Here is a 26161-nt window from a genome sequence, read left to right as displayed (position 1 = left end):
CGTAGTATACGTTTCTCAAATCCCCCATCAAACAATACAAAAAAGCGCCAGTGACAAGCGCCGAACTAGCGGGCTTATCACTGGCGCTAAACCTATTCAGTTGAATCTACTTACTTGACCAGATTCTTGAAGGCTGATCCAAAAATCAAATAGCTGGTGTTGCCGGCAATCGTGCCTTCGTTCTGTCCCCAGAAGAACGGCCAATCGTCGTAGTTTTCGAAGTGGTCGGGTTTTCTGAACAACAAACCGGGAGCCACGTTGCCCGGAATAAACGAGAAATCAGCCCGGTTATTCCCGTAAAAGACGGCTTTGGGACGTGTAGCACCTACCGTGGCCACCAATGAATAATTATGATAGGGATGGCAGCCAAACAGGTAGTTGCTCGCCTTAAACGCATGACTGGCGGCAACGATATCCGGGAAATACTTACTGGCAAAGCAAACTGTGGTACCAAAGTTGATGACTTCGCCACTACCGGCCCAGTTGCCCAGGCCAATGGGTACGCCGTATGGATTGTTCTTCTCAAGCCCTTTGATGTAGTCATTGTACTTCACTACATACGGCCGAAGCTTTTCCTTATAAGCTGCGTCCAGATGCGGAATGGCGTCCAGAGCCGTCAACAGGCCGAAGTTTACGTTACGATCAAGCGCCGGCCACAGAAGCTCCTGAAACTTATCGAGGTACTGTTGCTCCCCGGTCGAGATGTACAACTGAAGGTTAGACGAAGCGCTTGAGCCAAACCGTCTGGCAAAGCTGTCCGGCGGCAGGTTGGCTATTAATTCCGTTGACTCTTTGAGCAGTCGTTTCGACTGCTGCAACGCCCTCGCCGACAGATCATCGTTGTATCCCTTTAATGCCCGGCTTGCAGCCGCCATCATGGTGGCTGCGTTCATGTCAAGGCCGGGATTACGGGTGGTAAAGGCCCAAAGATCATCCTTAACTCCGCTGGAACGGCCGTCTGGGGCCACCTCATAAGGGGCCAGGTTCGGGTTGTACGGCAGGCCATCGGTCAGCGAGGCCGCATCGCCCAGGTGGTGGTAATTGTCCAGCACCGCGTTCGAGAGCGTTTGCGACATGTGGCCGATTTTCTCGGCCTGCGCTACCAGGTTCAGGGTGCCGTGTTCAATAAATTGCAACACGTCGGGCGTGCCATCGGGCCGGTGAAGATCAACATAACGCTGCTTCTGGCTCACAAATGTTTGATCGCGCTGCGGCTTGAAATACTCCCAGGTTCGTACAAAGTTTTGCACTACGCTGATATTCGCCCCCGTCTCAATATCGAAATCACCGGCGTCGAAGAAGCCCCCAACGTTCAGGCCGGGAATCGATTCGAGCGCTTTGTATTTGGTGTCGGTGGTGGGTCCTTGAGCGTGCAGGTCAAAGTGGTCGGTGTTCGGTGGTGCCTGCCGATAGCCTTCCTTGAACGGCTCTCCATGCCATACCCGGTAGGCCTCGTTAACCGTCATATGGTTCATGTGGATTGGAATCCATATGTCGCTGGTGGCATCGGTGATCTTATCATAGACGCTGTTTTCGATCAGGAAATTATTCGTCTGGAAATTACCGTACTTAATAAAGTAGATACCTGGCTCTTTGACAGACGTAAAATCGAACTTCACGTAGTGGTATTTATAATAGTCACCCCAGTCCTGTATTTTACTACTGTATACCGAAGCGGCATTTCCGTCGGCCCCAATCTTATAAAGCGAGACAGTGGCCAGTGGCTTGTCTTTCTTGTCAAGCTCGATGACCGCCACTTTTTGCTGAGCCGGAAGGTAGCCAACCTGCGAAAAACCAATGTTGGGTTCACGTACCCAGCCTTTAATCGCATTGGGCTCGACGGTCCAGCTCAAGACCTTACCCGTTTTTCCCGCCGGCAACAGGCTGCGGACGACGAACCAGCCGTTTTGAGCCAGCACACGGCCGTCATACAGCATGAGGTCAGCATCCTGCGATGTGATTTTTATCAGGCGTGAAGGCTCGTCGGGTGCCAGCAGAAAGGTACGTCCTTTTTCGAGGGGCAGCGGATCGACAAACCGGCCGGTTCCCCGGTCGTCCGACGTGTTGTAACCCTTGAATTGTTTCGGTTTTTCGCTGTTGGGATTAGTCGTGCTGTTACCTACCACATAGCGCGGAAACCGATTGTAACGCCCATCCATCAGATAGGCCTTGCCCCAATACTGAGAAGGCAAAAACTCCAGGTTGAATCCGGCAGCTTTTTCCAGGGCCTTAGGGACAGGTTTGTCGAGATAAACAGCGATTTCTATCCCTTTTCCCTTTGGCGTTACGACGACTTTTGACTCAAAATCGTAGTCTTTATACCGCAAGGTAGCCTCAATCGTGTTCGACGCACGGTCTACCTTCCGGTTGGAAATGTCCGGCACGAGGTCCCACTGCTCCGGTGTATTGGAAAGCCGTATGGCACCGCCCTGCGCGGTTCGGACACCATGATGAATCAATTCGATACCGGCGTTCTTCTCATCGTTGAAACCTCCCGTAAACAGGTTGTTGTACACGAGTACGTTGACGCCCTGCGTCTCGAAATACTCAAGGTTGTTGAGTTTTAGATCCTGACTCGAAGCATACTGGTATGCCCCAAGTACGAGCAGGATTACTGATAAAATAGTTGTTTTTTTCATGTTGGTTAAAAGGGTTTTCACAGGAAGTCACTCGTTTTAATATGGCTTTATCCATACTTTATACCCTTTATGTGCTGTATTTTTTTACCATCTCATAAGTAGCTTTTTGTGTACACCTTCCCATCAATCAACGCAACGACTCCGGGGGCTAAGATTCTTTTTTCAAGCTCATTCAGTAGGTCGCCAAGCTGTTAGTAAGCCGAAGCTGTTTTTTGATCGGTTGACATATTGGGGCTTTCGATGTGTGTTTTCAGGGTAAGCAGGTGAGGGTGAGTTTAGTGCGCCTTTAAATTCCACTTGGAATTATCGCTGCTAAAATCAAATTCTGCCAATGTTGGTGTGCTGTCTCCTGACGATATCAGCGCCAGCTTCTTCCCGGAATTAGGTACTACCTTCGGCATAATCCGGTAGGTGCCGTCCGTCAACTGGTCGATTCGCCACAATTGTTCGGGTGCGCCGGTAAAGTTTGGAACCGTGGTTAATTCAGCGTCTGCCGTTGCTGCCAGCGCTCGCTCTGTTCCCGCAATTACGATTTTATAATAGGGGCCGCCCAGATACCCGCCTGCGTTAGGAGCTGCCGTAATTGTCCATCGTTGATGCGGACGAACCATATAATCACCCATTCGCACACTAATATTTCCGGTTGGCCAGGTCTTTATTACATCCGTTAATTCCTGGGATGGTACGGGTTTTATAGGCTCATCAGTAGGGCGGGGTCCGCGAGGGATACCGGGCATTCTGGTGAAGTCAACAATCAATTCCAGCGCATAGCCTCTTCGTTCAGACTCAATCTCGTATGTTCCTTCTTTAACGTTATCACCCGCAGCAGGCCATTCTTTTTTCCATAGCAACGGTCGGATACCTAACACACTACGGCCACTTTGGTCCAGATCGGCTTCGTAATGGCAGGACATTTTTTCAACCCCGTCCTCCAGCACGTAACGGCCGAAATGCCCGGGGCCGATCAGTCGTTCACCGGCAGCAAGTACCATTTTTCCACCACCTTTCAACATGTCTCTTCCCATATTATCCAGATACGGACCGGTAACTTTTCTGGAGCGGCCAACCACAATGTTATAGGTTGAGTTGGCGCCGTCGCAGCAGGTTCCGTGGGTGCCAAGGAGGTAATACCAGCCATCCCGATACAGTAAATCGGTGGCTTCACAGTCAATGGCGATATTGATGGCTTTATTTCCTTCAACCCGTTTCCCGGTTTTAGGGTCAAGCTCGATCAGGCGGATGAACCCAAAATAAGTGCCATACGACACCCACAAACGACCATCTGTTGGATCAAGAAGCAGACCTGGGTCAATGGCATCGTTATCTTCAACACCATCGGACGAGGCCACTACAATCGCTTCCGAAAACTTAAAATCGGGCGACTTAGGGTCCAGGGTTTTGTTCCACATTGTCAGGATTCGGCCATTGTGTCCGCCCCCTAAACCGCCACCGGTTGATCCATATATGACCAGGTAACGATCCCCAATTTTGACTACATCCGGCGCGGCTCCGCCACCCGGTCTTTCGGCGCCACCGTTCCAGGTCCAGCCATCTTCGGATATCAACCCCCCTCTACCGGTGCCAAACGTAAAATACTTTCCTTCGCATTCGGTGATGGTTGATGGGTCATGGATAAATGGTTTGCCAACTTGTGCCAGTAGGGGGCCGGTTGAGCACAGGGAAAACAGGGCTATGGCGCCCAATAGGTTAGTACTGAAGTTCATGGTAATATCAATGTGTGAAGAGTCGAACGTTTATTACAGGTTGTTGAACGGATTTACTCGTAACTAATCGTGAGGTTCTTTACCGGCCTTCCGTTTTCGTCCAGGAAGCGAACACAGAAATCACTCATGCCAGGGCCATTGATAACGGCTCCCCGAATGATATTCTTCCCCTGGTTCAGGGTTAACCGAGTCGAAACGCAATCATCCATTACCATACGCCGATCGCCAGCAAGGAGGACGGCTTCCTCACCGTTCAGCCACCACATCGATGCTGAATTTGAACCAACCGCCATTCTGACATTTTTCAGCTCCTGCGGACTGTTGATGACCGTTACTGCCCAAAACAGAACACCATAAACTGGTTTTCGTAGTCCATAGGCGAACCGAAACAGCTTGACATTGTAATTTGTGCTTTCCAGGGCGTGCCAGGTCAGTTCCTGATCGCCTGCTTTTACTTTGTCGCCACCTTTGGGAATAACCGTAAATTGATTGGGAAAATAGTCGGTGGTAAAGGCTGTTCGGAGATAGCTATCCGTAAAAACAGTATTGGTACGATTAGGCTTATTGATCGGCTCCAACAGTAGCCAGCGTTGAATGAAGCCATCCGCATCCGGTGTCTTTTTGGCTTTTGTAGCCTGAGTGAAATACGGGGCGATACGTCGGGTGGTGTCGGTTTTAGCAGCACTTGTGATTTGACTCTTTGAGGTGGTGGAACAGCCTTGTAACGCTAGTCCTGCAAATAGGACGAACCCGGCTGCCAGCGCCAATTTTTCACGATTCATAGTCAGAGTTGATTCTTATAAGTTGATTTGCTTGTTTAAAATGAATTTGCGTCAAAACGATACCCCTGATGAGCCCTAAAATTTTGTTTCGAATTATCGCTGTTGACACCAAACTCGGCCAGGGTCGATGTGCTGTCGCCGGAAGATACCTGGCGCACCTTGGCTTTCATGAACGACTCATACGCTTTCATACCACCCGCAAATTCGGTGGGCTGTTCGACAATCGTAAATAGCTCGCGCTAGCGAGCCAACTCGGTTTGTGCCTGAGCTGGGCTCAAGAACGTACTCAGCACGATAGTCAGCAGCTCATAGGCTGCCAGTCAAATCCGATGAAAAAGTGAGTTAGTGTTCATCTGTAAAGATGTAGGTATCAATGGTAAGACAAGAGTACGGTAAATCCTACTTAGTTTAGCAGGTAGAACTACGAATTATGAACTGAGTACCTCTTCTAAAACCGTTTGCTTGTTGATAGAGCCGCGGTGGCCGGTCGGAATGCCAGTCCAGGCCGGGCCAGTCCAGGCCGGGCCGCACCACCGCCTGTGCGGGACCACTAAACAGATAGTAAAAAATACTTTCTTGTAAAACGCTCTTATGCGAGATGGATGAGCTTTCATGGCTCCGTTTTTTGAATAGGGCCTTGATTGGAAGCTTCCCTGTCGGCCCAAGGTGATCCTTCGTCTACCGACCCGCTCAACACACGATTCCTCAACAGGCTTTACTCCGACGGGCCCTTACCAAACCCTTTGACAACATCCGCATGGCCGATGGCTTTCCCTCTGGTCGGATAGCTAGGCAGGTCACGCAGGCCAAATCACCAGCCAAACGCGGGTAGTGCCCGGTGGCTCGGCTAATTTACCTACTTTGTCTATCTACCAACTCCTTGCTTACATTTACCTGTGGATAGCCGTCCTACCCCTTGGTTAATAAACTGCGTTATGGAACTTGCTTATGCCTTGTTAGAGACGTTGCCTCAAGCCTCCGTGCTTTACCACCCCCTGATTGATCAGCAAGGCCGGCTGACCGATTTTACCACCCGATATGCCAATCAGGCCCTGCAAGCCATCAGCCCCGGTACGGACCCACAAGGGCATACCCAAACGCTGTTTCAGCGCCACCCCTTCACCCGCCAGCACCTCGACTCATTTAACGCCTTACTGGTAAGCCGTCAAGCATTTCGACTGGACTATGAGGCCCCTCATCGGAGCCTGGGGTATGCCTTGAGTTTTCACTATGTGGAGGGCGATATGCTTTGCCGATACGACGACATCGCCGACCAAAAACCAGCTCAAGGGCTCAATCACCCAACGGTCGACCTAGTGAAGGCACTCCAAGCGACGAATCAGCAATTGCGCCAGCAGCAGGGTCTTCTGGAAGGCATCCTGAACGGCTCTCAAAACGGACTGCTGAGCTGTGCGCCCACCTATAACGAGATGGACCAGATTGTTGATTTACGCATTGAGCTGGTGAATCCGGCCGCTTCCCTCATCAACGGCCTGGCCAGCGAGCAACTGGTGGGCAAAACCCTGTTAACGGCTTTTCCAGCCCTGGCCGACTCGGCGCTCATGGCGGCTTACCTGCATACGGCCCAAACGGGCCAGCTTCAGCGACTGGAAGCCCATTATCAGGATGATAACCTGACGGGCTGGTTCGAGGTGATCGCTTCCCCCCTGCCCCAGCAGCGCGTGCTGATCTCCTTTCTGGACATTACCGACCGCCATCAGGCCGAAGCGGCTCACCTTCATCAGGCTGGTTTGATGCAGCGCATCAGTGAGTCAGGTCATATTGGCATTATGACCCACAAACCCATCTGGGATCAAACCGGTCACATCCACGACTTTGCCTTCACCTATGTCAATGAACAAGCCCAGCGCTGGCTGAACGTGGATCTGGGGCAGGTCACCCGGCAAAGCGTACGCTTTCTGGCGGCTGGGGATGATAAAGAGGAACTAGTCCGTCAAATGGCCCGGGTGGTTCAAACCGGGGCGTCCGCTCGACGCGAACTAACGCTAGCTGACGGGCGAGTGCTGTTTTTGGTTATTTCCCCGCTGGAGACAGGGTGTGTCACCACGTTTATGGACGTAACCCAGCAACGGCAGGTCGAGCAACAAAAACGCTACAATGCCGAACTGGAACAGCAAGTGGTGGAACGCACGCTGGCGCTGCAAACATCCCTAGCCCGGCTGGAGCAATCCAAAGCCGACTTACAGGGGGCCCTGGCCAAAGAAAAACAGTTGAGCGAGCTAAAGGGGCGCTTTGTGGCTATGGCTTCCCACGAATTTCGAACGCCCTTGACGACCGTGCTGAGTTCGGCGAGCCTGCTGGAGATGTATGAGGGTTCTCAGCAGTCCGATAAGCGGCAAAAACACATTCAGCGCATTCGACTGGCCGTCAAGCAGCTCAATTCCATTCTGGAAGAGTTTTTATCCAGTGATAAGTTAACCGAGGGCCTGGTTAGGGTTCGCCCTGTTTTATGCGAGGTGCCCCGTCTGGTAGAGGAGGTGCTGGTGGACCTGGCCGACAGCTTGAAGGCGCAGCAAACGATCCAGCTTAGCCTGTCGTGTCCGCAGCCCGTGTGGGTGGATGAATCCCTGCTGCGGAAAATCCTGCTTAACCTGCTCTCGAATGCCATTAAATATTCCGGTCCTGGCTCGGTTATCATCCTGGAGGGCGACAGTAAAGGTCATCTTCTTAGCCTAACCGTATCGGATCAAGGCATCGGTATATCCGCCGAAGACCAGCTCCGCCTGTTCGAGCGCTTCTTCCGGGCGCGCAACGCAACCAATATTTCGGGCACGGGGCTGGGACTGCACATCGTTGGTCAGTATGTGGCGTTGATGAATGGGCAGATCCGTCTGGAAAGTGAGCTGCACCAGGGTACCCGCATCACCCTGAGCTTACCCCTAGCCAAATCCGGTCAAGAGCCCTGAGTGTGGGGGTGGCTTTGGCCACCCGGTTGACCATGATTTTTGAGCTTGGAATTTGACTGCCTGATTGGTTGGTTTGCGCGTGTCCGAGCGATTAGGTTTGACAAATGAAAGCACAGTCTCACAAACCGCTCCATAGTGAGACGAGGAAACGTTCATGAATAAGCTCACGCCTGAGACGACGAAGTATTCATACATCTGCTCATTAATTCGGGCGTTTGAAAAGACGCTTTCCTAACTGTATCGTCCTAGAAAAAGTTGAACCATCCTATACACTGGGTAAAACGAGTGGCTGATTCAGCCGCTCGTTCATGTAATCAATACAAATTGTATTGTCAATCATAATCTTTATCGGCAACTCGAATAGTAGGCTGCATAGTGACCTTAGCACAAATCGAGTTGGTAATAAGGCAGGCTTTTTCAGCTTTCAATAATACTTTACCCGCTTTATTAGTATCACTTTCATGCCTCAGGAGCAATTTGGGCAAAAGTTCAATCTCGGTTATCTGTAGTCCTTTGTCGGTCTTTTCCAGTTTACCGACGGCCTTGCAGTCAAAATCCTCGAATTCAAGCTGAAAATTCTCCGCAATGGCTAAAAAAGTAGTCATAAAACAACCCGAAACGGCAGCGACCAGTAAATGCTCCGGCGACCAGACGCCAGCCATCCCTTTAGGAAATTCGGGGGGTGTAGCTACATCAATCGTATCGGTTAAACTGGTCGAACTCAACTGGCCCAGCCGGTCGTACTGCCATCCTAAATTAACTTCATAATAGTGTGTTTCCATCTTGTATAGTGGGCGTTGCGAGCTTGTCATGCCCGCGATGATTGAATCGTACAATTACAGCAGCGTACTGGGGCAAACGTAGTTGGTCAGCGGGAGTTTGTTGGTTTGCTTGATGGCAGAGAAGCCACCCGCTACATCGATAAGGTTCGTAAATCCCCGTGCTTTAAGGATAGAGATAGCGACCATTGAGCGGTAACCACCCGCACAATGCACATAATAGGTTGTGTCTTTGTCGATACGAGCCATGTTTTCATTGATAGAATCTAAGGGCAGGTTCTCAACACCAACGATATGCTCCGAATCATATTCGCTTTTTCGCCGAACGTCCAATACGGGTAAGTTTGGATTTTGCTCAAACAGCGTAGCAAAGGTTTCCGCAGTAATCGACTGGATTTTGTCGACCTCCCAGCCAGCCGTTTGCCAGGCAGTGAACCCACCATTTAGATAACCAATGCAGTTATCATACCCTACGCGTGCCAGTCTTAATACAGCTTCCTCCTCTTTCCCTTCTGGCACTACCAATAAAATAGGCTGTTTTAAATCGGGAATAAGGGTGCCCACCCAACCGGCAAACTGGCCTTCCAGACCGATATTGATCGAGTTTGGGATAAAGCCTTTGGCAAACAATTGGGCTTCACGAACATCCAGAATCAATGCATTCGTGGCATTGGCTGCGGCTTCAAAGGCAGCTGGTGACAGCGACTGAGTACCCTGCTGCATGACCTCATCCAGATTACCATATCCCAGTCTGTTCATCACCGCATTTTTGGGGAAGTACTGGGGAGGAGGCATGAGTCCGGCAGTAACTTCCTCAACGAACGCTTCTTTGCTTTGGGCGCGCAACGCATAGTTAAACCGCTTCTGATTGCCAAGCGTATCGGTTGTTTCGGTACTCATGTTCTTTCCGCAGGCCGAACCGGCACCGTGACCGGGATAGACGATCACCTTGTCGGGCAGGATCATGATTTTCGATTGTAGACTGTCGTAGAGATACCCGGCCAAATCTTCGCGGGTGAGATCGGTTTTGACGGCTAGATCGGGGCGGCCCACATCGCCGATAAAGAGTGTGTCGCCCGTAAAAATGGCCGTTTCCTTACCCGTTTCATCGAGCAATAAAAAGGTCGACGACTCCATTGTATGACCGGGTGTATGCAGCACCCGAATTTTGACTTTACCCAACGTAAATTCTTCGCCATCCCTGGCAACGCAAGCCTCATAACCAGGCTGAGCAGTAGGGCCAAAAACGATGGTAGCCCCGGTTTTAGCCGCTAAATCCAGATGCCCCGACACAAAATCGGCGTGAAAGTGGGTCTCAAAAACGTATTTAACGACAGCGCCACCTTCGCTGGCCCGGTCAATATAAGGTTTCGTCTCGCGCAAAGGATCAATAATGGCCGCTTCGCCATCCGATTCAATATAATAGGCAGCCTCTGCCAGACATCCCGTATAAATCTGTTCTACAATCATGACGTTTCAGAACTTAAATGATGAGTCAAAGTTGGCGGTATGGCAGAGGGCGTTCCGTGATATTTGTTACAGAAACGAACTGATTATCATCATTTTTTCAGGTCTTACTGAAAGCTCATTTAGGCTTGATCGTTTTTGGCAGGTTTACGTCTTTTTTTCATCTGCTACTGGAGAGTCAGCACTTGTTTAGCATCTAGCCTACTGGTCAACTTGGAAAAATGTGGCTCTTTCGGCCCTGTGTGACAAATGTTGCAGAACGCCCTTTTTCATCCCTCTAGTTTTGCAGGGTAGATCTTCATCGACTCACCAATGAGCGCCACAAGTGATGAAGAGTTTGTTAAACATTTGAACAGATAAAACCATGAAAGCTTCCAAACAGACCATCGTTGACGTAAGAACGCCCGAAGAATACAATAGCGGACATGTAGCTGGCAGTATCAATATTCCCTTAAAGGAAGTACCGGCTCGCCTGAATGAATTTACCGATTTACCACAACCCCTCGTACTCTGTTGCGCCAGCGGAAACCGCAGCGGACAGGCCGTAGCTTACTTACGGGAACAGGGCATTACTTGTGAAAATGGAGGCAGCTGGCGGTCGGTAAATGAATTAGTGAATCAGTAAACGTATACGACTACACGTTCGAGGTTGTGACTACTTATCTTTTTATGAAAAAAACGGCAATTGCGCTTTTGTGGACGGTTACCAGTTATGCCGCTTTCGCCCAGGATGGGGTTAAAACCCTGACCTTGGACGAAGCGCTGACGGTCTCACTGACAGCCAATAAATCCATACAAATGGCCGAGCTGGATCGAAGCAAGTCCCAGTCCTATTATAAACAGACCAATGCTATGTTTCTGCCTCAGGTGGGCATTTCCTATACCGCCATAAAAGAAGACAAAAAGCCCTTACCAAACTGATGCATCAGGCAGGTATTCAAACGTTTAGCATCACAGGAACCGTTGGATTCAAAGGGGACGATTCACCTATTTTGCTGGACAGTTGGTTTGCCAATGGAAGCGAGCAGGTAGATTCTATTTTCCTGATTAGCTTTACCGAAGACCCAAAAGCGGAGGCTACTATGACTGTGATTCGGGAGTATAATGAGAATGGGCATTCAAAATTCCCGATTCATGCGTTTATACTACCCGTCGAAAGAACGTTGCATTGACACATCCCAACTATACTCATTTTGAATTCAGGTGGGCAGATGGCAAAGCGTATTGAAGGCATGGCCAATTACGACACGGACGAATTTCGGCAGTACTTGCTATCTCTTTATCATCCCGCTCGATAAGGCTACGCGGAATAGAGAGAATTAATGTACGATTCGACAGCTAGACCCCTCCGGGCAGTACATAAAAAAACACTACAGGTTTAGGGGTAGCGTTTTTCGAACGATAATCTATATACGATTTACTTCTTTTTGGCAACCAGTCGAATAACACAGGCCGAACCGTGGTGAAAAGGCCCTTCGTTTAAATCAGTGTACACTTCTTCCAATTGCAGGATGTTCAGTTCGTTAAAATCTTCCAGTAAGTCTGTCCGGTTATAAAGCATATCTGAGTCTTTAGGACCGCCCGACGGGTTCCCAAGCTGCTCTTTATGAAAGGCTTCGAGAATGACAAAACCACCCGGTTTTAAAAACGAAATTAGTCGTTTGTGAACTACTTTTCGTTCTACAGAAGGCATGTGTGCATAAATCAACCCTATCAAACCATACGTATTTTCAGGAACATCAATTTCGGCAAACGTGTCAATCGTGTAGGCAAATTTGATACCAAACGTTTCGGCCAGTTGCAGAGCTTTCTGGCGGCCTGCTTCACTAAAATCAAACGCATCAACCGCCCAATTCTGTCTAGCGGCATATACGGCGTTGCGCCCTTCGCCTTCGGCAGGCAACAGTACACGACCCGGTGGTAAAGTATCAATACACTGCTTAAAAAACTCATTCGGCTGAGTACCGTAGGCGTAAGTCGGACTGCTGTAGCGAGTTTCCCAAAATTCATTCATTGAGTTATGTCTTATTAATTTAAGCTCTTTTCTGCCTGACTGACAACCTGTTCCAATTGTTGAGTAGACACTACACCCGACTGACGCCAAACAATCTGTCCATTTTTAAACAGGATTAATGTGGGTACGCCCTGAATTTTGTAGCCACTGGCGGCTAATGGACTCTTGTCCACATCAATTTTCAGGACGCGTACACAGTCGCCCATCTGACTTGAAAACGCTTTCAGGATCGGGGCCATCGTTTTGCAGGGGCCGCACCATTCGGCGAAGAAATCGACCAGGACGGGTTTTCTCCCTGAATAATGTCATTAAACGATTGTCTTTTTTGCGTTTCCATTTCGATTTCTACTTGATTGTATAAACGGATGCAGTAAATCAGCTACTAAAAACCCCATAGTAGCACCCCAAATCGTCATGGTTTGCCAATGGGACTGTATGGGGCAATGCCCGGTCTGGCAACCGACTTCATGCCAGTACAGATAGCCGCCAAATGCACCCAGCAAGGCACCCCCGATTTTCCAGACGTTACTATACTTCTTCATACTCGATATTTTTTGTCGATTTCTGCGTGGAATGCTGCGGTTTTTGCCTGGGCGCAGCTACGCCACAACCACCCGCTCCGCAACCGGTATTCAATACTGCCTGAATCAACAGAAAACCACCCATTAGACCCAGTAGCGGCTGATGATCGGCTATGGCGTTCCACAACACAATGCTACCAGCCGCCAACCGGACAATGCGGATAAGCCCCCAATTTTGCAGATTAATCATGATAGATAATTTATTTCAAGGAGCCTACGCGACTTAACGATAAGCTACTTATTGAGCATCTTGTGAATGCGATTTGTCCGAATGCCAAAAGGCAGGTAAAGAGGGCAAGTACTCACCAGACTCGTCAACACAAAAACACCTGCCAGCACCAGACCAACAATCCCCCAGACTCCGGTAAGGGTACCTGTTGCATATAGAGCAATCAGCACAAGCGCGACAACAACCCGGACTGCGCGGTCAATTGAACCCATGTTCTTTTTCATATTAGTAGTTTTTTTGGATAAAGAACTCACTTTTTTCAAGACATTTCTGTGATATAAGTCACAAACCATCCTGATTTTAAGTGCATTACTATAGCTTTCCTCTTCGCTGCGTTCAGGCTTTTACGTTACGTTGGTCAGGATTGTAGCTAACGAAAAAATTAAGCCAGGTACGGCGGGCCAGCCGAAAGAAGAATGGCGTCAGGATAAGCAGGGACGGTAGTAATACCATCAGATAATAGTCCAGATCAATGTCGAGTATAACGTTAAAGAGAACAAACGAACTAATAATAAAAGCCACGTAATAGGCATAACTGACATACATGGCTCCTGTAAAAAAGCCCGGTTCTGGTGAATATCGAAGGTGGCAGTGGCTGCACTGCTCGTGCATCTTGTCGAACTGCTTCAGATTGTAGGCGCTTTTGCTAACAAAAAAATCACCTTCCTGGCAGCGCGGACATTTATTGAAAAGAATGCTGTATAGTTTCGTCCCTTTTAACATGGTTGTCAGTTGTTAAACCGGTTTACTCTCCGGAAGATTATACTAGGTAAGTATCTATAAAATAGTCTCTTTCGCGATAATGTACAGGCCCATCACCAGCACGAAGTAGCCGAATGCTTTTTTTAAGTGTTGGCTCGGAACAAACCGGGCTACATACGTCCCCAGGAAAATACCCGCGATGGATAAGGCCGTAAATTCAAGCAGGAAGGGCCAATCAATAATCTCGTTCGATAAATCGCCCAAAAAGCCAATCAGCGACTTCGCGGCAATAATGAGCAGGGAGGTTCCTACGGCCATTTTCATGGGTAAACGAGCCAGCAACACCAGGGCCGGAATAATCAAAAAGCCACCACCGGCACCTACGAGCCCGGTCAGGCACCCAACCAGCAAACCTTCAAGAACAATGAGGGGTAGGTTGAATTGAACGGGGCCATCTACGTCACCCGATTTATTTTTTTTGTCCCGAATCATGCTAGCCGATGCCGCCAGCATGATCAGGGCGAAGAACACCATAATGGCCATGTTCTTGCCAAGGCTAAATGTATCCGTTGCAAAAACAGGGTCTGGTATGACCGGAACAATATATTTCCGGATTAGAAAAACTGCCAGAAAAGAAGGGATCGCAAACAGTAAAGCCGCCTGGTAATTGACCTGTTTCTGCCGCATATAGTTGACAGAACCGACCAGTGAGGTTGCTCCTACGATGAACAGGGAATAGGCCGTTGACATGACCGGGCTGACTCCCAATAAATAGACCAGCACGGGAAGGGTTAATATACTCCCACCGCCCCCGATTAGGCCTAGACTGACTCCGATAAAAATGGAAGCCGAAAAACCCGCTAGTTGTAATGGTGTCATATACGCTTAATTTTTAAGCGAAATACGACAGTAGCACTCAAGGCTTCCGTGACAATTGTTACATAGGCTGGTAATTAGGCCAGCATGGTTATTTTATTTCGCGTAAGTTGAATCTGGCCATTCTTTTCCAGTTGTTTCAGCAAGCGGGAAATCACCTCCCGCGAGGTGGCCAGCTCCTGTGCAATTTCTTCGTGGGTAATGTTGAGGACCGTGCATTGGCAACTGGCTACTTTTTTCTGCAGGTAGGCCAGTAAACGTTCATCCAGTTTATGGAAGATCACTTCATCAATGGTCATCAGTAAATTATCGAAGCGTTTTTGATACGTTTGAAACACGAACTGTTTCCAGGTAGAGTACCGGCACAGCCAGTCGTCAATTTTCTCTACCGGAATGGCGATCAGTTCCGTTTCTTCCTCGACCACAGCCGTAATTTCACTTCGTTTACTGCCTAGACAACACGTGAGCGACATCGCACAGGCATCTAGTCCACCCAAATAATAAAGTAACGCTTCCCGGCCTTCCTGATCCGGACGCATAATTTTAACCGATCCGCGGATAATAAAGGGAACGGAACGGATATACTCCCCAGGTCGAATCAGGTAAGAGCCAACAGGAGCCCGCTTGAATTGGCCCACCTCTACCAACTCCTGAAGTAGCGAAAGTTCGAATCGGCCTTTCAGGGTTTCCTGTAAATACTCAATCGTTAATTTCATGGTCTAGTGGTTGGTATGTATTAGTTATGGGGTGCGAATCGGTATGGGAAAAGCATTGGCACCTGACGATGATACCGCCGGTACGGTTCACCAAAGGTTTTAACGGGTTTTCGTTCTTCAAAGTAAATACCCACCCGCAAATAGACGAATGCCGATACCCTAAAGAGGAGATGTTTCCAGTCAGGTTGATTGGCAAGTAAGCCAAGTAGAGCAACAATTGTTCCCTGGTATAATGGATAACCGAGGTACTGAAGTAAGCCCTCCTGCCGAAGACACCTGATTTCTTTAAGCTGTTTGTATTCGTTCTATCTATGAAGCTTATAGAAACCCGTCATACTGACTACGCCGGCAACAAAGTACTTATCCCGTGAGCGTAATAAGGCGTTAACGGCCCTGGTTAAACTTGTATCGACTCATCCTCTAATACGTCCTGTATATAAAGCATCTTCACCAGCACAAGTATAATGGCCATCACAGGTGTCGCCAGAATCAGACCTATACCACCGACAAAAACACCCATAACCAATTGAGAGATCAGCACCAGCGCGGGCGGCATAGAAATCATTTTGTTCTGTACCAGTGGCGTTAACAGATTACTCTCAATTAACTGAATACCCGTGTAGAGCAGCACAACATAAAGAGCCTGCTGCGGCCCATCGGAAAAGGCAAACAAAACCGCCGGGACTAACGCTAGGATAGGACCAAAATTGGGTATAAACGTAATTAATCCAGCGAAGAGAGCCAGCGCAGCGGCCAATTTCACGCCCAGCAACCACAGGCCCAGAAAGCTCAACACCCCAACGACGATCATCGAAAAGAGTTTACCGATTAGCCAGCTAAGCAGGGTTTGACCAAGTTTGTCCAGCACCTCTGCCCCCCGCTTCCGTCCCGGCTTGGGTATGAGCAGGAGCAATCCTTCCTGATACAGGCTGGGCTGAGCCGCCAGAAAAGCGGCCAGAAAAAAGATAACGTACACATCCGCCAGTACGCCAATCGTGGTGCTCACGGCGCCAAATACCCTGCTCAAGGACCGGCTCCTGCCCTCGAACAGGTTGTCCAAAGAGGGTACAGCATCAACCAGCCGCTGACCCCACTCCGAACCGGTGAGTCGGTCGCGGGCTTCTTTGATGGCGCTGGATAGCTGCTCGGTCAGCCCGTTCATCTGCCCACCAATGGACGACGACAACGCCCAGACTAGTGCTGTCAGCAGACCTAGCGTTAAGATAGACACCACCGCCAGACAAATGCCTTCTTTCCAACTCGTCTTCTGACTTAACCATCGAGCGCCCGCCCGCAGCGGCAGCGCAATTAGTACAGCGGCCAAAACGAGCATCAGGATATCGATGATGGCACCCAGAAGGCCCAGCACCAGCAGGAAGGTCAGGGTGATGGCGATCACGACGCACACCCGCTGAATGAATGCCCGAGAGATGACCGGCCGACTCGGTTGATTAGGATTTGTCATAGGGGTAGCTTGAGGCTAAAAAACATCACTCTTTCACCGGTTCCCGGCCGTGGCAAAACAAGTAAGCGTTTACTAAACCGAAGGAACCACGACCGTCCGTGCGGAGTAGGTGCCGTTCGCGCATTTGACTTAGTAGCTGTTGCATACAGGCATCGTCTTTACAATAAGCTCTGGTGGTGCGTTGATCCAGATCGTAGAGGTCACCATTCGGCGTTAAGCTAAAGTAAAAGTGTAGCCAGTGTGAATCGCCTGCCCATTCATCAAGGCAATAGACGGTCAGTAGTCCGCGTTGCAATACCTCGTAAAAGGTATCTTTATACAGTCGATACAGCTCATTGCGCCGGGTGCGATATCCCCAGATAGACGAACCGGCCAGGCGCTGCTTGTCCCCGGCCTGATCGACCACCATCACCTGATGCCGGCGGGGCTTTAGCCGAACGGCCCGTACCCAGGCCGTCTGGTTCGGACTGGCAATGTCGGTGGCCAAATCCAGAAGCTGAACGGCCCGATTCATGTAGCCCGATAACGCTAACATACTCAGCATGATGCTGATCACCCTGAACAGCCAGCTTCTTCTGCGAACGTATTGGCGCATGCTCATCACGTTGACGATAGGTACCCGGTTGGTTAACGAAGGGCGACCCCTTCTTTAATGTCGTCACGGGCATTGACCACAATCCTGTCGTCAGGCCGTAAAGCGCCAAACACTTCCGTCATGCCGCCCGCTTTCTGGCCTTTCCGCACCGGTACGTACTGCGCCCGTCCGTCGGCTACCCGAATCACGTATTGTCGCTCGGTGGAGGTAACCACCGCCGTCGTCGGTACGGCTAAGGCACCGGGTGTACCCGTGGTGGGCAGCGTAATTTCCGTGAACATACCCGGCCGTAGCGTCCGGTCGCCGTTGGGTACGTCTATTTCAATGGTCTCGGAACGGAACTGTTGGTTCATGCTGCCCGACCGGCGGCTGATTTTACCCGTAAACGCCCGGCCCGGCATGGCGCTGACCGTGAAGCGAACCGAACTGCCTTCGCGAAGGCCCACGCTGTAGGTTTCGGGAACGTCGGCCACCAAACGCAGGTGGTTCTGCTGCTGGAGCACCAGCATCGGGCTTTCCTGCTTGGCTCCCGATCCCACCAATGCCCCCGGATGCACGTTGCGTTCGGTAATGATGCCGTCGAAGGGGGCCCGAACCGTCAGGTAATCGCGAAGCTTGGTCAGAGCCCGGTAATTTGCCCGCTCACCCAGTACGGAGGCCGAGTCGGCCCGCAGCCGGGCCTGGGCCGTTTCGAGGTCAAGCGCCGAGACGGAGCCGGGAATTTTGTTGCTGGCCAGTAAACGCCGGTAATGTTCGCGGCTGGCCGTCAGCATCGCTTCGGCCTTGAGCGTATTGGAGCGGGCCCCTACCAGCCGCTCTTCGGTTTCGGGCGCGTCGAGTACCATCAGCACCTGCCCCCGCCGAACGGCCGTGCCCCGGTCTACCAATACCCGCTCCACGAAACCGTTGGCCCGGGGAAAGATGCTCACCTCCTGATAAGCCCGGAACTCGCCCGGCAACTGCACCGACTCACTCACCCGCTGCCGCGACACGGGGGCGAACTGATAAACGGGTGCCGAAACGGCAGCCTGTGCGTTGGTTCGGTTGGCATTCTCTGCCGACTCCGAAGACCGGGACGCAGGACTATTACAATTTTGCAACCATACACTCAGCCACAGCAGGGCCAGGATACGGCTATATCCGGTGATTTTCATACGCTTCAGTTTGAGCCTGTTCTTTGGTGAATTGATCGGCGGTATCGTCAGCCATTTGTATAGCATAGGCTGACTCAGTGGGGAGCAGCGAGGGATCATGGAAGGGTGTACTGCGCTGCAGCCAGACATATACCTGCGGTACGATGTACAGCGCAGCCAGCGTGGAAGCAATCAGACCACCGATCACGGCCCGACCCAGCGGAGCGACCTGTTCACCGGCTTCGCCCGTGCCCAGTGCCATCGGCACCATGCCCGCAATCATGGCAAAGGTCGTCATGAGCACGGGGCGCAAACGCACGCCCACGCTGTCGACGGCCGCCCGGTTTACGTTTCGATACTCCCAGCGCAGCCGTTCGGCATTGGTGACAATCAAAATGGCATTGGCCACCGAAATACCCACCGACATGATGATGCCCATGTAGGATTGCAAATTCAGCGTACTACCCGTCAGTAGCAGCAGCCCGATGGCTCCCACCAGTACGGCAGGCACGGTGGACAGCACCACGAAGGAGAGTTTGAACGACTGGTAGTTAGCCGCCAGCAAAAGAAAAATAACCAGCACCGCGATGCCCAGTCCCGTTTGCAGGCTGTCCAATGTTTCAGTCAGCAGCGAGGACATACCCTTAACCTGGGTCACCAGGCCTTTCGGTGTTTCGCCCAGGTCAGTCAGGGTTTGTTCGACGGCCCGCGTGGCCGTGCCCAGATCGCGCCCGTGAATGTTGGCCGAGACGGTCACGAACCGACGCGGTCCGGTGCGGTCATACTCCCCAGGCAGCGTATCGACGGAGAATGTCGCCACGTCGCTCAGCACGGGCCGTACCTGACCCGCTACCAGCGGAACCTCTCCCAGCTGGGTCATATCGCTCATGGCGTATTCCGGAATCTGCACCTGTACCTGATAGGTATAGGCCGAACGGGTATCGAGCCACTGATTTTTTTCGGTGAACCGACTTGACGACGTTGAGGCTGTGATGGAGCGGGCAACCTGCTGCAGGTTCAGGCCCATCATGGCGAGTTTCTGCCGGTCCAGCGTAATGTTGATAACCGGGAATTTCAGCGGCTGCACGATGCGAACATCACGCAGGTAGTCCACCTTCGCCAGACCCGCCATCACCTGTCGGGCGTAACCCTCGATCTGCTTCATGTCGCGCCCGGCCACCTGCACCTCAATCGGGGTGGCGGCCCCGCCACTCATGAGCTTCTCGGTCAAGTCGGCAGGTTCAAAGGAAAGGGTCAAATCAGGAAACTGCTTTACCACAGCCTGACGAATCCGTTCTTTTACCGCCTGCATATTGGCGTGATAGTCCGTATTCAGGGCCACCTTGATGACGGCATCATTGGGCCCCGTGGTGCTCACGTACAGATTGGTCGTTGCATAATTGGTCGGCACCACGCCCACGTAGGCCGACGATACCGCCAGGTTTCCATCGGTAACCTCGTTGACTAAGGCCGTCAGCTGCTTGACCCGCTCTTCAGTGCGTTCGAGCCGGTTGCCATCTGGCGTTTTCATCCGGATCACCATCTGGCCGGCGTTGAGCTGAGGCAGCATATCTTTCCCGATAAAAACGAAGCCCAGACCCGCCAGCACCAATACGGCCACAAAATAGGTGGCGATAATAAGCTTATTACGTTGGAGAAGCCTCTCTGTCTGCTGCACAAATCCGCTGCGTACCCGGTCGAACAAACCGGGTTTTTTCGCAACCGTAGCGTCACCATCTGGTACGTCATGTGATGCGGGTACCACCGGGTGAGGATGGCTTTTGAGTAACCAGTTGGCCAGCACGGGCACCAAACTCTGGGCCAGAAAATACGACACCGTCATGGCAAAGCCGATACTCAAAGACAGGGGCAGAAACATGGCGCGGGGCACGCCCGTCATGATAAACGAGGGGGCAAACACAGCCAGAATACACAGGAGAATCAACAAAAGGGGAAGAGCCACTTCTTTACAGGCGTCGTAGATGGCCTGCTGCTTGCTTTTACCCATTTCTAAATGCTGGTGAATATTTTCAATCGTCACCGTGGCCTGATCAACCAATATACCGATGGACAGCGCCAGCCCCGACAGGGTCATGATGTTGACCGTCTGATTGACCAGCCCCAACAGCAAAACGGCGGCCACGACCGAAATGGGGATGGTGATGATAACAATAAGCGAGCTTCGCCAGTCACCCAGGAAAAGCAGCACCATCAAACCGGTCAGGATAGCCCCTAGCCCGCCCTCGAACAGTAAGCTTTTCACCGCATTAATAACAAATATCGACTGGTCGAACTCATAGCTGACGGCAATGTCGTCGGGCAGCAAACTCCGCATTTCGGGCAGCTTGGCCTTGAGCCGCGTCACGACGTCCCAGGTAGACGCATCGGCGGTTTTTACCACGGGAATGTAGGACGATCGGCTGCCATTGACCAGCGCGTAACCCGCCGTTACGTCCGAAGCATCCGCTATTGTGGCCACATCGCGCAGGAAGACGCTACGGTGGCCCTGGGTCACGACGGGTATTTTCCCAAAGTCCTCAACCTGATCTTCCAGGGAGTTCAGCGTGGTGATATACGTTGAATTACCAATGCGGATGTTTCCTGACGGGGTCATGGCATTATTAGCCGCTAAGGCTTCGACCACCTCGTCGGGCGAGATATTCAGGCTTCGAATCTTTTGCGGGTCAAGATTAATGACCACCGTACGGGCGTTGGTGCCAATGGGGGGCGGAGCGGTCAGGCCCGGTACGGTTGAGAACAGGGGCCGAATACGCGTGGAGGCCATCTCATGAATTTCCCGCAGCGGCCGGGTTTTACTTGAAAAGACCAGATCGCCGATGGGCACCGACGACGCATCGTAGCGCACGACCTGCGGGGGCAGGGCACCGGGCGGAAAAAACTTCATGGCCCGGTTAACTTGAATGGCTACTTCGGCGGAAGCCTGCGCCATATCCGTGCCTTCGTAGAAAGCCAACTTCACAATGGTTAGCCCCTGGGTATTTTTGCTCTGAATTTCCTTAATGCCGCCGATGTACAGGAACTGATCCTGCATTCGGGTCGCGAAGAATCCTTCCATCTGAGCGGGCGACATCCCCCCATAGGGTTCAATAACGTAGATGGTAGGCGAGTTCAGGCGGGGGAAAATGTCGATGGGGATGCGCATGGCCGCCAGCACCGAAAAGACGACCATCCCGGCCACTACCACCAGCACCGCAATCGGGCGCTTCAAAGACGTTGAGAGTAAAGACATAGCGCGTTGGGTTAGCGTCGGAACAGGGTATAGAAGTCCTCGAAATTATTGGTGGCCTGAGCGTATTGAAAGCGAAGGCGAACGGCCTCCGTACGGGTCTGTACCACCTCCCGCTCGACGGCAATGAGTAGGTTAAGCGCATCCGTCAGGTTCAGAATCGTCTCAACGCCGTTGTTGTAGAGCGATAACCGCTGGGCGTAGGCATCGCGGGCGGCCCGCAACGCGTTCGGTAGTTCCGCTAGTTGCTGACCGACTACGACCAACTGCGCGTCGGCACCAAGCAGTGTGTTTTGCAGGTCGATTTGCTGGGCGGCCAACTGCGACCGGGCCTGCTCGATGCGAAACTGCTGCTGGCGAACCCGCGCCCCGGCTCGCTTAAAATCGGGCAGGTTTACTGTGGCGGCAACCCCCAGCAGGTAGTTCGTGCGGCTGTAGCCAAGCCCCGACCCCAGCGATCCGAACTCATTATCGACGCCTAAGCTCGTTCCCCGCGCCCAGGTTGCGGCCAGTACCGACAGCCGGGGTAGGGCCGTTTTGCGGATCAAATCGATTTCAACAGTTTGCCGACTCACCAGCCGTTCGGCTACCCGCAGCAGCGGGTGGTTCAGGGTTGACTGGACGGGCGGAATACTTGTCAATAGCGGGTCAGCCCGAAACGTCGTATCAATTTGGAGCGTTGCTACGGATTGGCCGGTCAACGTACCCAGCAATACCCGTGCCTGCTGATAATCGGCCTCCACACGCTGATAAGCGAGTTTCGCCCGCGAAAAAGCCACATTGGCCAGCGAGGAGTCGAGGCCGGGTTTTATGCCATTGCGAACTAGGTTACCAATGATCCGGCGCACCGTATCGACGCGGGCCAGGTTTTGGCCCTCCAGGCGCAGCGTCTGCTGGGTCCAGAACACGTCGAGGTAGGCCCCCACAACCGATTGCCGGAGCGAAAACTGCTCACGGTCAAACTGCGCTTCGCCGACTGCTACGTCGGCCCGCAGGAGTTGATCTTCAGCGCGGAACCGACCGAAGTTGTAAAATTCCCAGTCGGCAGTAGCCAGCGCGATATTGCCCGTAGCCAGACTGCCACTGTTCTCCGCCCGGCGTGCCCCGGAGGTGGGGACGATCAGGCCCAGCGAGAAATAGGAACCCGACAGGCCGTTGGCCGTACCGATGTTCGTCTGGCTATGCAGCCGCAAATTCGGCAGTCGGTTAGCCTGCAACACCGCGACATTCGCCCGCAGGGCTTCGATGGCGGATCGCTGGGCCGTTAGGGTTGGAAACTGGCGGAGCGACTGATCAACGGCGGCTTCAATCGTGAGTGGCTGTGCCTGTAACCCGCCCCACAGACTCAGGCTACACGCCAGCCATCCCGCATACCGGAACCATTTCGTTCGATGAAAAGTCATACCAATGACGTTAAAGAAGTGCCGCCGAGGGCTAAAGACCCACCGGCCAACTCCGTCAAAGTAACCATCCAACTTATTAGAAACCTCTGAGAAAGATATTACAATCTCTTAAGTAGATCGCACCAGGCTATTCAAAACGCGCCTAATGCCGTATTTTCGGCTCAGCAACGACGCAACGCTATGCATGTATTGGTAGTAGAAGACGACGCAGAAGTCAGCCAGTTCATTCAGAAGGGACTGACTTCGGAGGGAATTGGGGTATCGGCCGCCTACGACGGCGTCATTGGCCGCTCCATGATTAACGAGCATCAGTATGACGTGGTCGTGCTGGATGTGAATATGCCCGGGATGAACGGCTACGACCTGTGCCGGTTTGTGAAACAAAACTGGCCCGCCATTCCGGTGATTATGCTCACGGCCCTGGGCAGCTTAGAGAATAAAGTGATGGGGTTTGAATCGGGGGCTGATGACTATTTAGCCAAGCCGTTTGCCTTCAAGGAACTGGTTTTCCGGCTAAAGGCGCTGGCCCGGCGGCACCCGGCCCGCGCGCCCCTGCCTCAGCGGCTCGAGTTGCTGGATTTAGTCGTTGATACCAGTTCCCATCAGGTTTGGCGAGCGGATGAACGCGTTACCCTGACGGCACGGGAATACGCGCTGCTCGAATACCTGCTTCTGCGCCAGGGCAAGGTTGTGAGCCGGGCTGAGTTGCTGGAAAACGTCTGGGATGTGCATTTCAACACGAATACAAACGTTGTGGACGTGTACGTGAATTACCTTCGGCGCAAAATAGATCGCGTTGAACCCAAGCTCATCCACACCATTTTCGGCGTAGGATTTATTCTTAAAGCAGAGCCATGAGCATCAAGCAGCGGATCACCGTTGGGTTTACCGTACTGGTGGCCGCCCTGCTACTGCTTTTTTCGGTATTCATCTACCAAACCTACGAATCGTACCGTCGCTCGCAGATGCGCACCCGACTCCAGCGACGCGCCCTGTCGGCCCAACTCTATCTGCGCGACCGGCAGGAGTTTTTGCGTTACAACTACCTGACCCTGCCCGAGCAGCACGAGTCGCTAATCGACACGCTCAACCGACGTATCTACTCCTCCTCCGGCCCGGACGACTACCGCATCACCCGCGACATGCTAAACCGGGCTCGCCAGCGCGAGGTCTACTTTACCTACGTGAGCCGCTCCTGGGAGGATCCCAAAGAAGGCATGGCCCTTTCGTTTACCGTTAACAACCAGCCGTATGTGGCACTGGTCACCGCCTACGATCTGGCTGGCCGACAAACCAGCCGCAACCTGCGGCTCATCCTCATCTTGGGCAATGTGCTGCTGCTGGTAGTGATTGCCTTTGTCGGGTTCCTGTTTGCCCGGCGGGCCATGCGCCCCTTCGACCAGCTGATCAGCCAGCTGGACACGACGACTGTCAATGATTTTTCATTCCGGTTAACCGAGGGCCGTACCGCCGACGAAGCCCGTTACCTGGCCGTTTCCTTCAACCAGCTGCTGGGTAACCTGCAGCAATTAGCCGTCAGTCAGGAAACCTTCGTTGCCTATGCCTCCCACGAGATACGCACCCCGCTCACGGTCGTTAAAGGCATGCTGGAAACGTCACTGGCTTATGACGGCGATTTGCCAACGACCCGCCAAAGTATAGAAAAGGCCTTAAGCCGATTGGAAGGGGCAATTGATCTGGCCAACGCCCTGCTGCGGCTGGCCGAGGTAGAAGGACTTAAGGCTACCCAATTGCTGGACGATGTCAACCTGGTGGACACTATTCTGGACACAGTAACGTATTTCGGGGAGAAATACCCACTTCAGGATATTGAACTACAGCTTACCGACGAATTCACCGAGCAAAGCTCAACGAGCCGGGTACTGGGTAATGCCACGCTGCTGCGCACGGCCCTGATCAACATTCTGGACAATGCGGCCAAGTACTCCGCCTTTAAGCCCATCTCGGTTCGGGTCATGTACGAATCGGCCTGGGTGGTGATCGAGGTCATTGATCAGGGCATCGGTATTCCCGATCATCAGCTGACCCATGTGTTTCTGCCCATGATGCGGGCGAATAATGTAGGCCGGATTCACGGCTTTGGGCTAGGGCTGACCCTGGCCAAGAGGATAGTTGATCTGCATCAGGGATCTTTAGCGGTAAAATCACAGGCGGCAACCGGTACGCGGGTGTCGCTGCGATTACCTGCCCGGCCGCTTTAGACAAAACCATCCGGCCTTAACGGTTCTTGAAGAAGTGAAGGAAAAACGACATACGCCAAAGTAGTTAACCCTGACCCAACAAGGGGTAATCGACCGGACAACACGTTCTACCAACGGCATCGTTGGTGTCCAGGTCGATGCTCTCAGTTTTTTGCCGCCTTCTTTGGGAGCCGCCCAGCTACTGAGGTGGGCCGTCACGACGTTAATCCGTTGCTCATCGAGTTTATTGTTTCCTAACCGGTATGCGTCCAAACGAAGAGGTAGTTTTATTTTTTAGTGTGTTGAAATGTTAGCTATTGAATTGTTCGGGGCAGCCGTAGCCCCCTACGCGGCCGTATCCTGCGTCATTAGCTTTTTGATGTCGGGCCATCGCAGCCTCTATTCGTCTCAGCTGCTAGCTATCAGTAAGTCGCGGGGGCTGGAGACCCAACTGGGCCGGAAAATTAAGGAGACCAGCACCGTGGTCCGGCCGATTCGCCTTCGCTATAATTCTGATTGTCAACCTATTTGCAAATACTAAAAACTTCTAATGGTAACGCCTACCGCTCACTAATTCTCCGAGAAGGGAGTTGGAGTTCAGATAGTTGTTGCATTACTTACAACAAAGTTACTATGGAATATTAACTGTTTCTCAGGCTAACACCAAAAGGCGCAGGCCCG

The 26161-nt window shown here is 52.0% G+C and carries 26 protein-coding genes; 8 read left to right on the top strand and 18 right to left on the bottom strand.

Going from position 1 to position 26161, the window contains the following annotated elements:
• Positions 1–110: 110 nt before the first annotated feature.
• From CRO74_RS26120 to CRO74_RS26110, 3 genes are all read right to left on the bottom strand, one after another.
• Positions 111–2639, bottom strand: coding sequence for a glycoside hydrolase family 9 protein (locus tag CRO74_RS26120; RefSeq protein ID WP_097130368.1), 2529 nt, complete (start codon positions 2637–2639; stop codon positions 111–113).
• Positions 2640–2914: 275 nt separating this feature from the next.
• A complete protein-coding gene (locus tag CRO74_RS26115; protein WP_097130366.1) occupies positions 2915–4363 on the bottom strand; it encodes a family 43 glycosylhydrolase in 1449 nt (482 codons plus the stop codon).
• Positions 4364–4416: 53 nt separating this feature from the next.
• The gene (locus CRO74_RS26110) at positions 4417–5145 is read right to left on the bottom strand and encodes an acetylxylan esterase (RefSeq protein ID WP_097130365.1); all 729 of its coding nucleotides are present in this window, start codon (positions 5143–5145) and stop codon (positions 4417–4419) included.
• Between the two features lie 68 nt (positions 5146–5213).
• Here CRO74_RS26110 and CRO74_RS31715 point away from each other — a divergent pair, with 68 nt between their 5' ends.
• Both CRO74_RS31715 and CRO74_RS26105 read left to right on the top strand, forming a co-directional pair.
• Complete coding sequence (locus tag CRO74_RS31715) at positions 5214–5378, top strand: hypothetical protein (protein WP_179830307.1); 165 nt, start codon at positions 5214–5216, stop codon at positions 5376–5378.
• A 702-nt stretch (positions 5379–6080) separates the two neighbouring features.
• The gene (locus tag CRO74_RS26105; protein WP_097130363.1) at positions 6081–8072 is read left to right on the top strand and encodes a sensor histidine kinase; all 1992 of its coding nucleotides are present in this window, start codon (positions 6081–6083) and stop codon (positions 8070–8072) included.
• A gap of 332 nt (positions 8073–8404) precedes the next feature.
• Here CRO74_RS26105 and CRO74_RS26100 read toward each other — a convergent pair whose 3' ends face one another.
• Both CRO74_RS26100 and CRO74_RS26095 read right to left on the bottom strand, forming a co-directional pair.
• Complete coding sequence (locus CRO74_RS26100) at positions 8405–8854, bottom strand: OsmC family protein (RefSeq protein WP_097130361.1); 450 nt, start codon at positions 8852–8854, stop codon at positions 8405–8407.
• 54 nt (positions 8855–8908) lie between these two features.
• Positions 8909–10321, bottom strand: a complete 1413-nt coding sequence (locus CRO74_RS26095) for an MBL fold metallo-hydrolase (protein ID WP_097130360.1) — start codon at positions 10319–10321, stop codon at positions 8909–8911.
• Positions 10322–10682: 361 nt separating this feature from the next.
• Here CRO74_RS26095 and CRO74_RS26090 point away from each other — a divergent pair, with 361 nt between their 5' ends.
• From CRO74_RS26090 to CRO74_RS26080, 3 genes are read left to right on the top strand one after another with little or no spacing between them, the layout of a single operon-like run.
• A complete protein-coding gene (locus tag CRO74_RS26090) occupies positions 10683–10943 on the top strand; it encodes a rhodanese-like domain-containing protein (RefSeq protein ID WP_097130357.1) in 261 nt (86 codons plus the stop codon).
• Between the two features lie 44 nt (positions 10944–10987).
• Positions 10988–11239, top strand: coding sequence for a hypothetical protein (locus CRO74_RS26085; protein WP_097130354.1), 252 nt, complete (start codon positions 10988–10990; stop codon positions 11237–11239).
• Complete coding sequence (locus tag CRO74_RS26080) at positions 11239–11490, top strand: hypothetical protein (protein WP_097130352.1); 252 nt, start codon at positions 11239–11241, stop codon at positions 11488–11490. Before CRO74_RS26085 ends, CRO74_RS26080 begins: the two co-directional genes overlap by 1 nt.
• 245 nt (positions 11491–11735) lie before the next feature.
• Here CRO74_RS26080 and CRO74_RS26075 read toward each other — a convergent pair whose 3' ends face one another.
• From CRO74_RS26075 to CRO74_RS26015, 13 genes are all read right to left on the bottom strand, one after another.
• Positions 11736–12332 (bottom strand): class I SAM-dependent methyltransferase, encoded by a 597-nt coding sequence (locus CRO74_RS26075; RefSeq protein WP_097130350.1) that lies wholly within the window; start codon positions 12330–12332, stop codon positions 11736–11738.
• A gap of 14 nt (positions 12333–12346) precedes the next feature.
• Positions 12347–12571 (bottom strand): thioredoxin family protein, encoded by a 225-nt coding sequence (locus CRO74_RS26070; protein WP_245877989.1) that lies wholly within the window; start codon positions 12569–12571, stop codon positions 12347–12349.
• Positions 12572–12640: 69 nt separating this feature from the next.
• A complete protein-coding gene (locus CRO74_RS26065; protein ID WP_097130349.1) occupies positions 12641–12874 on the bottom strand; it encodes a DUF6132 family protein in 234 nt (77 codons plus the stop codon).
• Positions 12861–13103, bottom strand: coding sequence for a hypothetical protein (locus CRO74_RS26060; RefSeq protein ID WP_097130347.1), 243 nt, complete (start codon positions 13101–13103; stop codon positions 12861–12863). Before CRO74_RS26060 ends, CRO74_RS26065 begins: the two co-directional genes overlap by 14 nt.
• A gap of 44 nt (positions 13104–13147) precedes the next feature.
• Positions 13148–13366: a YgaP family membrane protein gene (locus tag CRO74_RS26055; protein WP_097130344.1), complete on the bottom strand. Its 219-nt coding sequence runs from the start codon at positions 13364–13366 to the stop codon at positions 13148–13150.
• Positions 13367–13478: 112 nt separating this feature from the next.
• Positions 13479–13865, bottom strand: a complete 387-nt coding sequence (locus CRO74_RS26050) for a DUF983 domain-containing protein (protein ID WP_097130342.1) — start codon at positions 13863–13865, stop codon at positions 13479–13481.
• Between the two features lie 54 nt (positions 13866–13919).
• A complete protein-coding gene (locus tag CRO74_RS26045; RefSeq protein ID WP_097130339.1) occupies positions 13920–14723 on the bottom strand; it encodes a sulfite exporter TauE/SafE family protein in 804 nt (267 codons plus the stop codon).
• A 74-nt stretch (positions 14724–14797) separates the two neighbouring features.
• Positions 14798–15436: a Crp/Fnr family transcriptional regulator gene (locus CRO74_RS26040; protein WP_097130337.1), complete on the bottom strand. Its 639-nt coding sequence runs from the start codon at positions 15434–15436 to the stop codon at positions 14798–14800.
• Between the two features lie 397 nt (positions 15437–15833).
• Entirely contained in the window at positions 15834–16901 is a 1068-nt protein-coding gene (locus tag CRO74_RS26035; protein WP_097130335.1) for an AI-2E family transporter, read from the bottom strand.
• 25 nt (positions 16902–16926) lie between these two features.
• Positions 16927–17496, bottom strand: coding sequence for a hypothetical protein (locus CRO74_RS26030; RefSeq protein WP_097130333.1), 570 nt, complete (start codon positions 17494–17496; stop codon positions 16927–16929).
• 32 nt (positions 17497–17528) lie between these two features.
• Positions 17529–18650 (bottom strand): efflux RND transporter periplasmic adaptor subunit, encoded by a 1122-nt coding sequence (locus tag CRO74_RS26025; protein ID WP_179830306.1) that lies wholly within the window; start codon positions 18648–18650, stop codon positions 17529–17531.
• Positions 18631–21879, bottom strand: a complete 3249-nt coding sequence (locus tag CRO74_RS26020) for an efflux RND transporter permease subunit (RefSeq protein ID WP_245877988.1) — start codon at positions 21877–21879, stop codon at positions 18631–18633. Before CRO74_RS26020 ends, CRO74_RS26025 begins: the two co-directional genes overlap by 20 nt.
• 11 nt (positions 21880–21890) lie before the next feature.
• On the bottom strand, positions 21891–23279 hold the full coding sequence (locus CRO74_RS26015) for a TolC family protein (protein ID WP_097130330.1): 1389 nt from the start codon (positions 23277–23279) through the stop codon (positions 21891–21893).
• Between the two features lie 180 nt (positions 23280–23459).
• Between CRO74_RS26015 and CRO74_RS26010 the strand changes: the two genes are divergently transcribed.
• The 3 genes from CRO74_RS26010 (at position 23460) to CRO74_RS26000 (ending at position 26021) form a co-directional block, all read left to right on the top strand.
• Positions 23460–24137, top strand: a complete 678-nt coding sequence (locus CRO74_RS26010; RefSeq protein WP_097130328.1) for a response regulator transcription factor — start codon at positions 23460–23462, stop codon at positions 24135–24137.
• Positions 24134–25501: a sensor histidine kinase gene (locus CRO74_RS26005; RefSeq protein WP_097130326.1), complete on the top strand. Its 1368-nt coding sequence runs from the start codon at positions 24134–24136 to the stop codon at positions 25499–25501. The genes CRO74_RS26010 and CRO74_RS26005 overlap by 4 nt, the downstream gene beginning before the upstream one ends.
• A 286-nt stretch (positions 25502–25787) precedes the next feature.
• Positions 25788–26021 carry a hypothetical protein gene (locus CRO74_RS26000; protein WP_245877987.1) on the top strand — a complete coding sequence of 78 codons (234 nt, stop codon included), beginning with the start codon at positions 25788–25790 and terminating at the stop codon, positions 26019–26021.
• The last annotated feature ends 140 nt before the right edge of the window (positions 26022–26161 follow it).

It is taken from the genome of Spirosoma fluviale (assembly GCF_900230225.1).
Lineage (GTDB): Bacteria > Bacteroidota > Bacteroidia > Cytophagales > Spirosomataceae > Spirosoma > Spirosoma fluviale.
Note: the sequence above shows the minus strand (reverse complement) of the source record. Positions and strands in the feature narration are given on the sequence as shown.

Excerpts from the sequence above, each read along its gene's own strand:
- CRO74_RS26000 (WP_245877987.1), top strand. The coding sequence starts at position 25,788 with ATGTTAGCTATTGAATTGTTCGGGGCAGCCGTAGCCCCCTACGCGGCC.
- CRO74_RS26005 (WP_097130326.1), top strand. The coding sequence starts at position 24,134 with ATGAGCATCAAGCAGCGGATCACCGTTGGGTTTACCGTACTGGTGGCC.
- CRO74_RS26070 (WP_245877989.1), bottom strand. The coding sequence starts at position 12,571 with ATGGCCCCGATCCTGAAAGCGTTTTCAAGTCAGATGGGCGACTGTGTA.
- CRO74_RS26020 (WP_245877988.1), bottom strand. The coding sequence starts at position 21,879 with ATGTCTTTACTCTCAACGTCTTTGAAGCGCCCGATTGCGGTGCTGGTG.
- CRO74_RS26110 (WP_097130365.1), bottom strand. The coding sequence starts at position 5,145 with ATGAATCGTGAAAAATTGGCGCTGGCAGCCGGGTTCGTCCTATTTGCA.
- CRO74_RS26030 (WP_097130333.1), bottom strand. The coding sequence starts at position 17,496 with ATGCGCCAATACGTTCGCAGAAGAAGCTGGCTGTTCAGGGTGATCAGC.
- CRO74_RS26080 (WP_097130352.1), top strand. The coding sequence starts at position 11,239 with ATGCATCAGGCAGGTATTCAAACGTTTAGCATCACAGGAACCGTTGGA.
- CRO74_RS26055 (WP_097130344.1), bottom strand. The coding sequence starts at position 13,366 with ATGAAAAAGAACATGGGTTCAATTGACCGCGCAGTCCGGGTTGTTGTC.
- CRO74_RS26045 (WP_097130339.1), bottom strand. The coding sequence starts at position 14,723 with ATGACACCATTACAACTAGCGGGTTTTTCGGCTTCCATTTTTATCGGA.
- CRO74_RS26075 (WP_097130350.1), bottom strand. The coding sequence starts at position 12,332 with ATGAATGAATTTTGGGAAACTCGCTACAGCAGTCCGACTTACGCCTAC.
- CRO74_RS26105 (WP_097130363.1), top strand. The coding sequence starts at position 6,081 with ATGGAACTTGCTTATGCCTTGTTAGAGACGTTGCCTCAAGCCTCCGTG.
- CRO74_RS31715 (WP_179830307.1), top strand. The coding sequence starts at position 5,214 with ATGAGCCCTAAAATTTTGTTTCGAATTATCGCTGTTGACACCAAACTC.
- CRO74_RS26010 (WP_097130328.1), top strand. The coding sequence starts at position 23,460 with ATGCATGTATTGGTAGTAGAAGACGACGCAGAAGTCAGCCAGTTCATT.
- CRO74_RS26050 (WP_097130342.1), bottom strand. The coding sequence starts at position 13,865 with ATGTTAAAAGGGACGAAACTATACAGCATTCTTTTCAATAAATGTCCG.
- CRO74_RS26065 (WP_097130349.1), bottom strand. The coding sequence starts at position 12,874 with ATGAAGAAGTATAGTAACGTCTGGAAAATCGGGGGTGCCTTGCTGGGT.
- CRO74_RS26090 (WP_097130357.1), top strand. The coding sequence starts at position 10,683 with ATGAAAGCTTCCAAACAGACCATCGTTGACGTAAGAACGCCCGAAGAA.
- CRO74_RS26095 (WP_097130360.1), bottom strand. The coding sequence starts at position 10,321 with ATGATTGTAGAACAGATTTATACGGGATGTCTGGCAGAGGCTGCCTAT.
- CRO74_RS26115 (WP_097130366.1), bottom strand. The coding sequence starts at position 4,363 with ATGAACTTCAGTACTAACCTATTGGGCGCCATAGCCCTGTTTTCCCTG.
- CRO74_RS26040 (WP_097130337.1), bottom strand. The coding sequence starts at position 15,436 with ATGAAATTAACGATTGAGTATTTACAGGAAACCCTGAAAGGCCGATTC.
- CRO74_RS26120 (WP_097130368.1), bottom strand. The coding sequence starts at position 2,639 with ATGAAAAAAACAACTATTTTATCAGTAATCCTGCTCGTACTTGGGGCA.
- CRO74_RS26035 (WP_097130335.1), bottom strand. The coding sequence starts at position 16,901 with ATGACAAATCCTAATCAACCGAGTCGGCCGGTCATCTCTCGGGCATTC.
- CRO74_RS26100 (WP_097130361.1), bottom strand. The coding sequence starts at position 8,854 with ATGGAAACACACTATTATGAAGTTAATTTAGGATGGCAGTACGACCGG.
- CRO74_RS26085 (WP_097130354.1), top strand. The coding sequence starts at position 10,988 with ATGAAAAAAACGGCAATTGCGCTTTTGTGGACGGTTACCAGTTATGCC.
- CRO74_RS26015 (WP_097130330.1), bottom strand. The coding sequence starts at position 23,279 with ATGACTTTTCATCGAACGAAATGGTTCCGGTATGCGGGATGGCTGGCG.
- CRO74_RS26060 (WP_097130347.1), bottom strand. The coding sequence starts at position 13,103 with ATGATTAATCTGCAAAATTGGGGGCTTATCCGCATTGTCCGGTTGGCG.
- CRO74_RS26025 (WP_179830306.1), bottom strand. The coding sequence starts at position 18,650 with ATGAAAATCACCGGATATAGCCGTATCCTGGCCCTGCTGTGGCTGAGT.